The 13176-nt window shown below is 68.9% G+C and carries 13 protein-coding genes; 9 read left to right on the forward strand and 4 right to left on the reverse strand.

The genetic code is table 11. The features are described from left to right. Positions 1-58 precede the first annotated feature (58 nt). The 6 genes from AC0IW9_RS13815 (at position 59) to AC0IW9_RS13840 (ending at position 4822) form a co-directional block, all read left to right on the forward strand. Positions 59-1261, forward strand: a complete 1203-nt coding sequence (locus AC0IW9_RS13815) for an acetylornithine transaminase (RefSeq protein ID WP_471648842.1) — start codon at positions 59-61, stop codon at positions 1259-1261. After that, on the forward strand, positions 1258-2214 hold the full coding sequence (argF, locus tag AC0IW9_RS13820; protein WP_471648843.1) for an ornithine carbamoyltransferase: 957 nt from the start codon (positions 1258-1260) through the stop codon (positions 2212-2214). The genes AC0IW9_RS13815 and argF overlap by 4 nt, the downstream gene beginning before the upstream one ends. A gap of 247 nt (positions 2215-2461) precedes the next feature. Continuing rightward, positions 2462-3442 (forward strand): Hsp33 family molecular chaperone HslO, encoded by a 981-nt coding sequence (hslO, locus tag AC0IW9_RS13825; protein ID WP_471648844.1) that lies wholly within the window; start codon positions 2462-2464, stop codon positions 3440-3442. Between the two features lie 116 nt (positions 3443-3558). After that, the gene (locus tag AC0IW9_RS13830; protein WP_471648845.1) at positions 3559-4083 is read left to right on the forward strand and encodes a hypothetical protein; all 525 of its coding nucleotides are present in this window, start codon (positions 3559-3561) and stop codon (positions 4081-4083) included. Between the two features lie 10 nt (positions 4084-4093). Then, on the forward strand, positions 4094-4477 hold the full coding sequence (locus AC0IW9_RS13835) for a RidA family protein (RefSeq protein WP_471648846.1): 384 nt from the start codon (positions 4094-4096) through the stop codon (positions 4475-4477). Positions 4478-4543: 66 nt separating this feature from the next. Then, a complete protein-coding gene (locus AC0IW9_RS13840) occupies positions 4544-4822 on the forward strand; it encodes a hypothetical protein (RefSeq protein WP_471648847.1) in 279 nt (92 codons plus the stop codon). A gap of 15 nt (positions 4823-4837) precedes the next feature. Here AC0IW9_RS13840 and folE read toward each other — a convergent pair whose 3' ends face one another. Together folE and AC0IW9_RS13850 are read right to left on the reverse strand one after the other, a co-directional pair. Further along, positions 4838-5479, reverse strand: coding sequence for a GTP cyclohydrolase I FolE (gene folE / locus AC0IW9_RS13845; protein ID WP_471648848.1), 642 nt, complete (start codon positions 5477-5479; stop codon positions 4838-4840). 125 nt (positions 5480-5604) lie between these two features. Next, positions 5605-6282, reverse strand: a complete 678-nt coding sequence (locus AC0IW9_RS13850; RefSeq protein WP_471648849.1) for an immunoglobulin domain-containing family protein — start codon at positions 6280-6282, stop codon at positions 5605-5607. Between the two features lie 206 nt (positions 6283-6488). Here AC0IW9_RS13850 and AC0IW9_RS13855 point away from each other — a divergent pair, with 206 nt between their 5' ends. The 3 genes from AC0IW9_RS13855 to AC0IW9_RS13865 all read left to right on the forward strand — a co-directional run bounded on the left by AC0IW9_RS13855 (position 6489) and on the right by AC0IW9_RS13865 (position 9326). After that, positions 6489-7082 (forward strand): DUF2939 domain-containing protein, encoded by a 594-nt coding sequence (locus tag AC0IW9_RS13855; protein WP_471648850.1) that lies wholly within the window; start codon positions 6489-6491, stop codon positions 7080-7082. 52 nt (positions 7083-7134) lie between these two features. Beyond that, on the forward strand, positions 7135-8712 hold the full coding sequence (gene lnt, locus AC0IW9_RS13860) for an apolipoprotein N-acyltransferase (RefSeq protein WP_471648851.1): 1578 nt from the start codon (positions 7135-7137) through the stop codon (positions 8710-8712). Positions 8713-8876: 164 nt separating this feature from the next. Beyond that, entirely contained in the window at positions 8877-9326 is a 450-nt protein-coding gene (locus tag AC0IW9_RS13865) for a helix-turn-helix domain-containing protein (RefSeq protein WP_471648852.1), read from the forward strand. A gap of 22 nt (positions 9327-9348) precedes the next feature. Here AC0IW9_RS13865 and AC0IW9_RS13870 read toward each other — a convergent pair whose 3' ends face one another. Together AC0IW9_RS13870 and AC0IW9_RS13875 are read right to left on the reverse strand one after the other, a co-directional pair. Continuing rightward, positions 9349-11454 carry a hydantoinase/oxoprolinase family protein gene (locus tag AC0IW9_RS13870; protein ID WP_471648853.1) on the reverse strand — a complete coding sequence of 702 codons (2106 nt, stop codon included), beginning with the start codon at positions 11452-11454 and terminating at the stop codon, positions 9349-9351. Continuing rightward, entirely contained in the window at positions 11454-13100 is a 1647-nt protein-coding gene (locus AC0IW9_RS13875; RefSeq protein WP_471648854.1) for a hydantoinase B/oxoprolinase family protein, read from the reverse strand. The genes AC0IW9_RS13870 and AC0IW9_RS13875 overlap by 1 nt, the downstream gene beginning before the upstream one ends. Positions 13101-13176 lie beyond the last annotated feature (76 nt).

The following is a 13176-nucleotide window of genomic DNA, read 5'->3' on the forward strand; positions in this document are numbered from 1 at the left end:
GTTCCCCCGGCAAGGCCCGCGATCGTCGCCGGCGAGGGGGAAGTCTGGAGCGCATTTCGTGATTCCCGCCCTGATGCCCACCTACAACCGTGCCGACCTCGCTTTCGAGCGGGGCGAGGGCTCCTGGCTGTGGACCGGCGATGGGCGACGATTCCTTGATTTCGGCGCCGGCATCGCCACCAGCAGCATCGGCCATGGCAACAAGCACCTGGTGCAGGCCATCGCCGAGCAGGCGGCCAAGGTGATGCATACCTCGAACCTCTACCGCATCCCGCAGGCGGAGCGGCTGGCCGAGCGGCTTTGCGCCACCTCCTTCGCCGATAGCGTCTTCTTCGGCAATTCTGGTGCCGAGGCGAATGAGGGAATGATCAAGGCGGTCCGCAAATACCACGCGGAGAACGGCCACCCCGAGCGCAACGTCACCATCTGCTTCGAGGGCGCCTTCCACGGCCGCACGCTGGCGACGCTGGCTGCCACGGGCAACGAGAAGTACCTCGCCGGCTTCGGTCCGCCGATGCCCGGCTTCAAGCATGTGCCCTTCGGCAACATGAATGCGCTCCGCGACGCGATCGACGGCACCACCGCCGCCGTCATGATCGAGCCGGTCCAGGGCGAGGGCGGCGTCCGTCCTGCTTCCCTCGACTACCTCCGGGACCTGCGTGCCGCCTGCGACGAGTTCGGCATCCTGCTGGCTCTCGACGAGGTGCAGACCGGCATGGGCCGCTCTGGCAAGCTGTGGGCGCATCAATGGGCCGGGATCGAGCCGGATGTCATGTCCTCGGCCAAGGGCATCGGCGGCGGCTTCCCGCTCGGCGCCATCCTGGCAAAGGAAAAGGTGGCGAAGTACCTCAAGCCCGGCACCCATGGCAGCACCTATGGCGGCAATCCGCTGGCCTGTGCCGCCGGCAACGCGGTGCTGGACGTGATCCTCGCCCCCGGCTTCCTGGATGGCGTGGACAAGGTGGCCCGCCATCTCTGGCGCGGGATGCTGGGCCTGGCGGATCGCCACCCCAAGGTCATCGAGGGCGTCCAGGGCGCCGGCCTGCTGCTCGGTCTTCGGCTGGCGCCCGAGGTCAGCAACGGTGACATGCAGGGCGCCGCCGTGGCGGAAGGCCTGCTGACGGTCGCGGCCGGGATGAATGTGCTGCGGGTCGCCCCGCCGCTCACCATCACCGAGGCCGAGGCAGACGAGGCCATCCGCCTGCTCGACCGTGCCTGCCTGCGCTGCACCCCGGGAGCGGAAAAGGCGGCGGCACAGTGACTGCGCTGGCCGCGGTGAAGACGGAGGCCGGGGGAGTCACGCCCCCCCGGCATTTCCTGGAACTGATGGATCTGGAACCCGCCACCCTGCGGCGGATGCTCGACCTCGCCTCCCAGACCAAGCGCGGCCAAGTGGCCAAACCGTTGGCCGGCAAGACCGTGGCGCTGATCTTCGAGAAGCCCAGCACCCGGACCCGGGTCAGCTTCGAGGTCGGCATCCGCCAGCTCGGCGGCGATGTCGTCTATCTCAATGCGCGGGACATGCAGTCCTCGCGTGGGGAGGAGCTCAGCGACACCGCGAAGGTGCTCTCGCGCTACGTCGACTGCATCATGATGCGCACCCATGACGTGCGCCGCATCCGGGAAATGGCGGCGCATGCCACGGTGCCGGTCATCAATGGGCTGACCGACATCTCCCATCCCTGCCAGCTCATGGCCGATGTCCTCACCTTCGAGGAACATCGAGGCCCCATCGCCGGGCAGGTTGTTGCCTGGATCGGCGATGGCAACAACGTGGCGCAGAGCTTCATCCAGGCCGCTGCCCGCTTCGGCTTCACCTTGCGCCTGGCCACGCCGGCCGCCCTGCGCCCGCCGCAATGGGTGGTGGACTGGGCCCGCGCCCAGGGCGCCACGATCGAGCTGACCGATGATCCGGTGGAAGCCGTGCGCGGCGCCCGCTGCGTCGTCACGGATGCCTGGGTCTCGATGAACGACGAGACCGAGGACGGCGGCATGCCCAACCGGCACAACCTGCTGACGCCCTACCAGGTGACGGAAGCGCTGATGCGTCATGCCGCGCCGGATGCGATCTTCCAGCATTGCCTGCCGGCACATCGTGGCGAGGAGGTCGCGGCCGAGGTGATCGATGGGCCGCAAAGCGTGGTCTTCGACGAAGCCGAGAACCGGCTGCATGCGCAGAAGGGCGTATTGCTCTGGGCCATGGGCGCCGGTTAAGCGCGCTTTCCCGTATCATTCTCGATAAGCACGGACCTGCTGGGTGAGGTCCGCGACACAGGCCCCCAGGGCACGGCGGCCAAGGCTGGCCGCCCTGGCTGGAGACCGCGCTCGCCAAACCTAGCAGGTCGACCCGCCAGGGCGATGCCCTTGGCAGCGAAGACGCAAGCCAGGTTGCGCAACAGCCGGGTGGGCGAAGCCGCCTTGCAGCCCTATCTATAGGGCCGTAGTTCCAAGGTTTGTCCAGTTGCCCGATCCGACCCAGCCTTCCGCCACCCCCGCCTTCCTGCAGCATGACCGGCCCCCGGTGCCGGATATCGTGCTGCCCCGTGGCATCCAGCCCTTCCATCTGGCCGATCGGCCAGTCCGCGGCCGCCTGGTGCGCCTCGGCCCGCTGGCCGATGCCCTGCTGACCCGGCACGTCAACCATCCGGGCGTCACCAAGCTGGCCGGCGAAGCGATGGCCCTGGCCGCCGGCCTCGCCGGTGCCTTGAAGTTCAAGGGCAGCTTTTCCATGCAGGCCAAGGGCGATGGCCCCGTCTCCATGTTGCTGGCCGATTGCACCGAAGCCGGCGCCCTGCGGGGCTATGCCCGGGCCGATGCTGAAGCCCTGGCCGAGATGCTCTCGCATGACGATACCGCGGATGCCCCGGCCTTGCTCGGCCGAGGCTACCTGGCCTTCACCTGCGACCAGGGTCCGGACATGGAGCGATACCAGGGCATCGTCGAGATCGAGGGCATGAGCCTGTCCGCCATGGCGGACCACTATTTCCGTACCTCGGAACAGCTTCGCACCCATATCCGCCTCGCCTGCGCCCAGACCGAAAACGGCTGGCGTGCCGCCGCCTTCATCATGGAGAAGGTCGCCGGCGAAGGCGGCATCGATCCGGAGTTGGACGCCGAGGAGCAGGACGAGGCCTGGGTCACCGCCCTCGCTCTGGCGGCAACCCTGACGGATGCCGAATTGCTGGACGATACCCTGCCCTCTCATAAGCTTCTGCATCGGCTGTTCCATGCCGAGGGGCTCTCGATCGACCGACCGCGCCCGCTTTCCTACGGCTGCCGCTGCTCGCGCTCCCGGCTGGCCGGTGTGCTGGCGAATTTCGGCGAGGATGATCTGGATCACATGGCGCAGGAGGATGGCGCGATCACCATGACCTGCGAATTCTGCAACCTGGATTTCCGCTTCAACCGCAGCGAAGTCCAGGCTGGCGGCAGCACCTCTTGACCCAGTCATTTCGCGGCTTGGCCGCAGCCCGCGGAGGAAGCCTCGCCATGCCGAAGCGGCGTGCCCTGCTTTTGTTGCCCGTCTGCGCCGCCGCCTGTGCCGGGCAACCCGAGCCGGTGCCGATCCCGCCCGGCCCGCTGAGCTTCCGCCATCTGACGCCGTTGCCACTCAACCTGGCCAGCGTCGAGATCGCCGAGGATGCGCCGCCGGCAACGCCTGGTGACATCGGGGACCGCATTTCCCCCACGCCGGCAGAGGCCATCCGCATCATGGCGCGGGACCGGCTGGTATTTGTGGGCACCACCGGACAGGCCAATTTCAGCGTCACCCGGGCGCAGATGCTTGCCGGTCGGGATTCGCTGACTTGCAGCCTTGGCTGCCGGCTCGAGATCCTCTCTCCCCTCGGCAGCCGCCTGGGTTTCGTGGAGGCGGAAGCCCGCCGTTCCGTGAATGGCCCGGAGGCAAACCGGCCCCGCGCGCCGGATGCGCTGCTGCGGCGGGCGATGGATGATCTGAACGTGGAGTTCGAGTTCCAGCTCCGTCGCAACCTGCGCGATTGGATTTCGGCTACGGTACCCGGGCCGGATGGCGGCATGGCCGCGCCCGGCCCTGCCGGCGTCGCGCGCGAGGACCTGCCATGAGGAGCCACCCATGACCATCACGCTGTCCAACCCCGCCGGCGTTCATACTCCGGGTGCCTATTCCCATGCCGCGCTGGTGAAGGATGCCGCGGCGCGGCTGGTGATCTCCGGCCAGGTGGGCTTGGCGGCGGATGGGACCCTGGCCCCTGATGGCCATGGGCAGATCGCTCAGGCCCTGGCCAATCTCGGCACCATTCTGAGTGCCCATGGCATGGCCAAGTCCAACCTGGTGAAGATGACGGTCTTCCTGACCGATTCCGCCCTGGTCGGCCCCTGGCGCAGCGCGCGGACCGCCTGGTTGGGCGGTCATGCCCCTGCCAGCACATTGCTGATCGTCGCGGGTCTGGCCGATTCCCGCTTCCTGGTGGAAGTCGAGGCCGAAGCCGCCGCCTGAAGCATTCGTGGCGGAACTGCCCGGCGGGATGCGCGCTGAGCCGCGCATCCTCCCAGGAGCCACGCCATGCGCCGCCTCGCCATCCTGTCCCTGCTGCTCACCCCGGCCTTGGGTGCCTGCACGGTCGAACGCGTTGTCGAGGCGCCGCCCGCCCCGCTCTATTCCCAGGCTTCGCCCTATGCGCCGCAGGCGGCCAATCTGGCTGTTGCCCGCCCCATCGACGGTTACTGCGCGGAAGCGATCACCGAAGCGCAGGATGCCGCCGCCCAGGCCTCGGTCACCGGCAGCGGCCGGGATGCGGGCCGGGCGGCCCGCACCGCCGGCTATGCTCGCCGCGACTGCTGACGCAGGAGCTGGCGCTCAGCCTTCGACCGAACCGCGCTGGCCGCCGATCATCGCCAGGAATTCCCGCCGGGTGGAGGGGTCATCGCGGAAAGCGCCAAGCATGCGGCTGGTCACCATGGTCACGCCGGGCTTGTGGATGCCGCGGGTCGTCATGCACTGGTGCGCCGCCTCGATCACCACGGCGACGCCCTTGGGCTTCAGCACGTCGTTGATGCAATTGGCCACCTGCGCCGTCAGCTTCTCCTGGATCTGCAGCCGCTTCGCATAGACCTCCAGCACCCTGGCAAGCTTGCTGATGCCCACGACGCGGCCGGCCGGCAGATAGGCGATATGCGCCCGGCCGATGATCGGCACCATGTGGTGCTCGCAATGGCTCTCGAGCCGGATGTCGCGCAGCACCACCATCTCATCGTAGCCATCCGTCTCCTCGAAGGACCGCGCCAGCAGCTCCACCGGGTCGACGGCATAGCCCGCGAAGAATTCCTCGAAGGCGCGGGCCACGCGGGCAGGCGTATCGACCAGTCCCTCACGGTCCGGGTCGTCACCGGTCCAGCGTAGCAAGGTCCGGATGGCGGCTTCCGCCTCCTCCCGGCTCGGGCGGGATTCCAGAGTAGCCTTGGTGTCGATGATCTGGTCCGGCGGCGACTGGATATTCACGGTCAGGGTCTCCAAGGCTTGGAGCAGTGCAGCAGCCAGTCGACCGACCCTCCCGCATCACCACTCGGGTTTGGAAATGGGCTGCTCCCGGAAAGCTGCAATGGCGCAATCATCATCACCCGACTTCAGCTTCCGGTCGGTGGGGGCCCCGATGGCGCGCCGGCCGGCGGCGGTGCGCGCGGCGGCGGTGGCGGCAATGTCAGCGAGGTGGCCTGCAAGTCGCGCAGCAGGCTGGACCCGCCACGCCCCAATTTCACCTTCCGCTGCAGCAGGATGCCGGAGACGCCTTCCAGCCAGTACCGGACGGTGTAGGTCTGCGCCGCATTGGCGCCGGTGCCATTGACCATCCGCTCCAGCACCACGGCATCGAACCTCCCGGCCGGCACCTGCAAGGGCTCGAAGCCCACCACCCGCCAGCGGGTCTCGAAGGGATACCGGATACCGCTGCCGGGATAGGAAACCGTTGCGGTGTAGCTGGCATTGGCGCCGGTCTTGGCCGGAAACAAGCTTGCCATGCCGGGGCGGTGGCCACTTCCCTCGCTGTTCGTGGCCTCCACCATGCCCCAGGTCAGCCGGACCGCGGCACTGCCCGACTGCGCCAGGCAGATGCCGGCGTCGGCCGGATCGGCCCCGTTGAAGGCCAGGCTGCGGCCATCATCCCAGGTGACTTGGCTTCCCGGCTCGGGACAGGCGAAGATCCAGGTCTTCTCGGTCTGGGCCGAAGGTGTCTTGCAGCCGGCCAGCGCCAGGGCGAACCCCGGCGCCAGCAAAGGCAGCAGCAGCGGGCGAAGACACGAGCGCATGCGGAACATCCTGGTCAGCGGGCCTGTCCGAAGCATGCCCTGATTCCGCTACCGCAGCATATCGGCCTCCGCCAACCGGATTGGATTAACCCTTCACTCAGAGGATTGAGACAAAATCCCAATATAAAGACGATGGAGCTTATAATGGGATCGTTTCTCGGAACCCGAAAAAACTCAGCCAGTGCTCCCGTTTCAGGAGACTGGTCATGATGAGCCTTGGCGCCGGTTCCCGGTCAAGCTTCCCCGACGACACCTGGGACGAGGTCTGGGACAGCTACGATGCCCGCCAGGCACCATCCTTGCCGGTCAGGCCGGCTAGCCTGCAGCAGGAACAGACGCGGGAAGGGCGTGGCCGGGTCCTTCTGGTCGCCATGACGGCGGCGGTCCTGCTCTTGCTCGCCGCCACCGCCTTCGCCGCGGCGCCTCTGCAGGCCGCGCGTGGCATTGCGGATGCCTTCCGCACCGCCGACCGGGCCAGGGTCCAGGCCATGGTGGATTGGTCCGCTCTGCGCGGCATCGCACCCCCCCCGCCCGCCGTCACGCCGGCGGAGCACTTCCTGTCCGGCCTGAGCCGGATCGTGCAGCAGCACGCCGCCACGCCCGAGGGGCTGCTTGCCTATGCCCAGGCGCGCATCGGCCCTGGCTGGCCCGAACCATTAATCGAAGCAACCGGCTTCGGCACCGCACGCCTCACCCTGCTCTCGACCACCCAGGCCGGCCGTGGCATCGCCCTGTCGCTGGCGCTGCGGGACAGCCTGCCGTTGCGCTGGGTGGTGGTGGCCGTCGAGCCTCTCGGTTAAATCCGCCGCATGACGGCTTGCCCCGCCGCCAAGGCCAAGGCTAGTTGCGGTCGTGCTGATTCCCCTCCTCCAGCGTCTTTCCCTCCTGCCCTGGCGGCGCCAACTGCTGGCCGCCTTCGGACTGGGCCTGCTCTCGGCCCTGGCGCTGCCGCCGGTCCATGCGATACCGGTGCTGCTGGTCGCCATCCCCGGCCTGTTGCTGCTGACTGCCGCCGCACCGAATTGGCGCCGCGCCGCCTGGCTTGGCTTCGCCTGGGGCTGGGGCCATGGCCTGGCCGGGGTCTACTGGGTCACCCATGCCATCCTCACAGATGTCGCCACCTTCTGGTGGCTGGTGCCCCTGGCCGCACCCGCCCTGGCCATCCCGCTGGCGCTTTTCGCCATCCCTCCCGTGCTGGTGGCCCGCGCCCTGCCACCCGGCTGGGCCAGGCTGCTCGGCTTCGCCGCGGTATGGGTGCTGGCGGAGCTGGCCCGCGGCATCCTTTTCACCGGCTTCCCCTGGAACCTGCTCGGCACCGTTTGGGCCTTCGATGCGCTGCCGCTGCAGGCGGCCTCGGTCATCGGCGTTCATGGGCTTTCGCTGCTGACCCTCCTGCTCGCGGGGCTACCTTTGCTGGCGCGGGGCACTGCGGCATGGCGAGTCTGGACCGGCGCCACCCTGGCAATGGCAGCCCTCGCCGGCTTCGGAGCCTGGCGTCTCGCTGCCCCGGCACTCTCCGGTCCGCCGGTACAACTGGTGCTGGTACAGGGCAACGTCCCGCAGGAGGTGAAGTGGCGGCCGGACCAGCGCATGCCCATCTTTCAGCGCTACCTGGAGTTGACCGACAAGGCTGCCCACGCCGCAGCGGCTGCATCGCCCGGGTCCCGCGTGGCGGTCCTCTGGCCGGAAACCGCCAGCCCTTTCCTCCTTGCCCAGGATCCCGAGGCGCAGCGCATGGCCGCCGCCGTCCTTCCGCCGGATGGTGTCCTGTTGGCCGGCAGCGTCCGGGCGGAATGGGCACCGGACGGCACCCTGCAGCGGGTCTTCAACAGCCTCGTCGCATTGGATGCGCGGGGCGAGGTCGCCGGGATCTATGACAAGGCACATCTGGTGCCTTTCGGCGAATACATGCCGCTTGCCGGGCTGCTGCCGATTCGCCTCGTGACAGGCGGCATGGACTTCTCCGCCGGCCCGGGCCCGATGGCGCTGGCACTGCCCGGGCTGCCGCCCTTCGGCGCGCTGATCTGCTACGAGGTCATATTCTCCGGCGCCGTGGTGCCGCAGGCGCGCCCCGGCTGGCTGGTCAATATCACCAACGATGGCTGGTTCGGCATCTCGGCCGGCCCCTGGCAGCATCTTGCCGCCGCTCGCCTCCGTGCCGTCGAGGAAGGCTTGCCGCTGGCGCGTGCGGCCCAAACCGGAATCTCCGCCGTCTTCGATTCGCGTGGCCGCAAGCTGGCGTCGATCCCGCTGGGAGAGATGGGCACCGCTGCCGTTGCCCTGCCGGCCGCCGATGCGCCCACAGTCTTTGCTCGGGGCGGCCTGGCGATCCCTATGTTCGGCAGCCTCGCCTTGCTTGGCTTCGCCTTCTGGCTGAAGCGACGGTCGGTTGTAATGGACAGCGGTATACACCGCGAAGGGCGAGTGTGATCTTTATTGAGAAATCTTAAAAGTATTGACGCTTCGTTGCCCTACTCGTAAAAGCGGTGACCAGGGAAATGCCGGTGCGATCAGCCCCAGCTAGGTCCCTTGCCGCAGCCGCGGGTCGGATTTTGTGCCCCACTATGGCGGCCTGACATGGGATTGGACGGGACATGGCGAGCGACGACATTCTCGAACGTGCGGTACGCGAGCCTCGCCCCAGCCCGATCGACGTGCACGTCGGCACCCGGGTTCGCCTCCGCCGCACCTTGCTCGGGATGAGCCAGGAAAAGCTCGGGGAGGCCCTCGGCCTGACCTTCCAGCAGGTCCAGAAATATGAGCGCGGCGTGAACCGCATCGGCGCCAGCCGGCTGTTCGACCTCGCCCGGGTTCTCGACGTGCCGATCGGATTCTTCTTCGACGACATGCCCGATGCGGTCGGCGGTGCCATGAACGGCGTGCGTCGCGCCATGGGCTTCGCCGATAGCCAGGATGCCTTCGAGGACGACACGCTGCACCGGCGGGAGACGCTGGAACTGGTCCGCGCCTATTACCGGATCACCGATGCCTCCGTCCGCAAGCGGGTCTTCGACCTGATCAAGAGCCTGACGCCGACCGACTGACCCGGCCGGCCAGCCGCCCGCACTACCCCACCACCACGTCCAGCCAGCCGCGCGCATCCATCCGCGCGGTATCCCCGGCGCGCAACAGCACCGTGGTGGTGGCGCTTTCGATGATAGCCGGCCCCGCCACGGCCTGGTCGGCACCCAGTGCCTCGAAGGACCAGACCGGCGCCGTCACCGCCACGCCATCCAGCAGGATGCGCCTTTCCCCTGCTGCGCCGGCCGCCTTACCGGCGGAACCCAACCCGGTCGCCGGGCTGGTCGGCAGCTTGCCCACCACGGCGATACGGGCATTCACCAGCACCACCTCCTCCTCCGGCAGGTCATAGGTAAACAGCGCCCGGTGCCGGGCATGGAAGGCCGCCCGCAACTGTCCGGCCAGATCCGGTCCCGCCCAGTCGATTCCATCCAGCGGCACCGCGATCTCGAAGACCTGCTCGCCGTAGCGCATGTCGGCGCTGCGCCGGGCCGCGACCTCGCCCTGGTACCAGCCGGCCATGCGGGCGCGGCCGTCGCGTTCCAGCGTGTCGAACAGCATCCGAACCTCGGCATCCTCGGGGATGCCGCCGGCCCCGATGGCGCTCTGTGCCAATTCGTAGCGCAGGTCGGTATGCAGCATCCCCCAGGCCGAGAGCCCGGCGGCGAACAGTGGCACCGTCGCCCGCGCCAGCCCCAACTCCCGCGCCACCGCCGTCGCATGCAGGCCGGCCGCGCCGCCGAAGGACAGCAGCGCCGAATCCCGCGGGTCGACACCGCGCCGCACCGTCGCCAGCCGCACGCCATCCGCCATGCGGGCATTGACCAGGGCATGGATGCCGGTGGCGCAGGCCTCCGGCGTGATGCCGAGCTTCGCCGCCAGCCGCCCGACCGCCGCCTGCGCCGCCGCCAGATCCAGCCGCTTCGCCCCACCGAGGAAGGCGCCAGGATCCAGGTAGCCCAGCACCAGATTCGCATCCGTGACGGTCGGCTCGGTCCCGCCATTGCCGTAGCAGGCCGGCCCCGGCACCGCGCCGGCCGATTGCGGCCCGACCTGCAGGGTGCCGCCGGCGCCGAGATGGGCGATCGAGCCGCCGCCTGCGCCGAGCGTCACGATATCCAGGCTTTCCAGCGCGATCCGCTCGCCACCCACCGTCCGGCCGCGGCCGAGTGCCGCCTCGCCGCCCACCACCAGGGCGATATCGGTCGAGGTCCCGCCCATGTCGAAGGTAACGAGATCCTGGCCCATGCCCTGCTGCGCCAGCGCCACCGCCGCCGCGACGCCGCCGGCCGGGCCCGAGAGCGCCGTGCCCACCGCCAGCCGCGCCGCCTCGGCAACCGGCGCCACCCCGCCATGCGAGAGGATGACGAAGAGCGGCCCGGGATAGCCCGCCTCCTCCAGCCGCCCGGCCAGCCGCGCCAGGTAGCGGGAGACCACCGGCCCGACATAGGCATTCACCGCCGTCGTGCTGAAACGCTCGAATTCCTTGATCTGCGGCAGCACATCGGCCGAGCAGGTGACGGTCGCCCCCGGCAATGCCGCCAGCACCGCCGCCGCCGCCGCATGCTCATGCTTCGCGTCGCGCCAGGCGTGCAGGAAGCCGATGGCCACCGCCTCCGCCCCGGCAGACTTCATCGTGGCGATTGCCGCATCGAGCGAGGCCTGATCCAGCGGCACCGCCACGCTGCCATCCGGCCGCAGCCTTTCCTTCACCCCGAGCCGCCGATGCCGCGGCACCAGCGGCTCCGCCGGCGGCAGCCGCAGGTCGTAGCGCTCCGGCTTCAGGCCTTCCCGCATCTCGATGACGTCGCGATGGCCCTCTGTCGTCAGCAACCAGACCTCGGCGCCTTTGCGTTCCAGCAGGGCATTGGTGGCGACGGTGGTGCCATGGACGATCCGCTCGGTCTGCCGCAGCAGTGCCTCCAACGGCAGGTCCAGCGCGGTGGCGAGATTCCGCAACCCTTCGACGACGCCGAGGCTCTGGTCGGCCGGGGTACTGGCGGCCTTGGCCAGGGTCTGGGTGCCATCCGAGGCGATGCCCACCACATCGGTGAAGGTGCCGCCGACGTCGATGCCGATGCGATAGAGGTTTGAGAGCGGCCGATTCAGCTCTCCGCGCCCTGCGGCGCTCCGACCATCGGACGCCGCCATCAGACGAACCCTTCCTTGCGGTCACGCGCCCGGGCCGCGGGATCGCGCTGCTCCGGCGGCCCCCAGCCACCGCCGCCACCGGCCTGCACCACCACCCGGTCCCCGGGATTGACCGCAATGCCCACTTCCTTGGTCTTCAAGACCCGCTCCTCGCCCGAGCCCCGCCGCAGCACGTAATGATGCGGGGCCCCATCCTGCCCGCCGAGCATCCCCGCCGCGCCATGCCGTACTCCATCGCCTGCGGTATTCGCCCGGCAGGGCCCGTCGCTCTCGACCAGCAGCGAGAGCTGGCCGCCGAGGCCGCCGCGATGCTGGCCATCCCCGGCCGAGCCGGCCAGGAACTCATGCGTCTCGAAGAGCAGCGGGAAGCGCGCCTCGGCCATCTCGACGCTGCCGAATTTCAGCCCGCCCGCGCTGTGCCATTCGCCGCTGGTCGACCAGCCGTCGCCCTGGGAACTGGCCCCGCCGCCCGGCCTCGCGTGGAACATGTGCCAGACGAAGCGCCGCCCCGGCCGCCGCGCATCCTGCCCGGTGATCGCCACCCGGAAGCGCCGTCCCCAGCCGCCCATGGCCCGGTCCGGACAGCAATGCTGCAAGGCGCGGACGATGGCCTCGACGATCTCGTTCGAGCAATGCGAAGTGCACATGGTCACCGGCGCCCCATCCCGTGCCCAGACCACGGTGCCCTCCCTGGCGATCACCTCAAGCGGCCGGAAGGCGCCATCGTTCTTGGCCACTTCCGGATCGAGCAGGAAGGCGAAGGCCATCGCCACGGCGCTGCGCATGTTCGGATAGCTGGAATTGACGAAGCCGGTGGTCTGCGGGTCGCTCTCGGACAGGTCCACGATGAGGCTCTCGCCCCGCTTGGTCACCGTCGCGCGGATGGCGATATCGGTCCGGTCGAAGCCATCGTCGTCGAGGAAGGCCTCGCCCTTGAAGACCCCGTCCGGCCAGGTCGCCAGGATCCGCCCGGCATGCGCCGCCGAGAGGTCGAGGATGGCCGAGACCGCCGCATCCAGATTGTCGGCGCCATATTTCGCCAGCAACGGCAGCAGCCGCTGCTCGCCCAGGCGGGCCGCGCCGATCATCGCCATCAGGTCGCCGGTGAAGTCGCGCGGGATGCGGGTATTGGTCGCCAGCATGCGGATCAGGTCCTGCCGCAAACCACCGCCCTCGCCGAGCCGGATCGGCGGAATCCGGAGTCCCTCCTGCCAGATTTCGGTCGCGCCCGGGTTGTAACCGCCATGGGTGGCACCGCCGATATCGCTCTGATGCGCCCGCACCACGGACCAGAAGCGGAGGCTGCCCTCGGCGAAGACCGGGATGACGATGGTCAGGTCGGGCAGGTGGCTGCCGCCGTGGTAGGGGTCGTTCAGCAGATAGGTGTCACCCTCGACCGGTGCCGGGAAAGCCTCGGCAATGGCCTTGGCCGCCCAGGGCATGGCGCCCACATGCACCGGGATATGATCCGCCTGCGCCACCAGCCGGCACTGCGCATCACACAGCGCGATCGAGAAGTCGCGCGAAGAATTCAGGATCTGGGAATAGGAGGTCCGCAACATCGCCTCCCCCATCTCCTCGACGATGGCCCGGAGGCGGTTGTCGAGCACGGCGAGAGTCACGGGATCGGGCGTCTGATGGTGCATATGCGAAGGCTCCGCCGACCAGGCCATGTCCGTCAAGCCGCGGAACACGGGGTTGCCGGCGATGGCTTCCGTGTTA

The organism is Belnapia sp. AC561 (assembly GCF_979252845.1).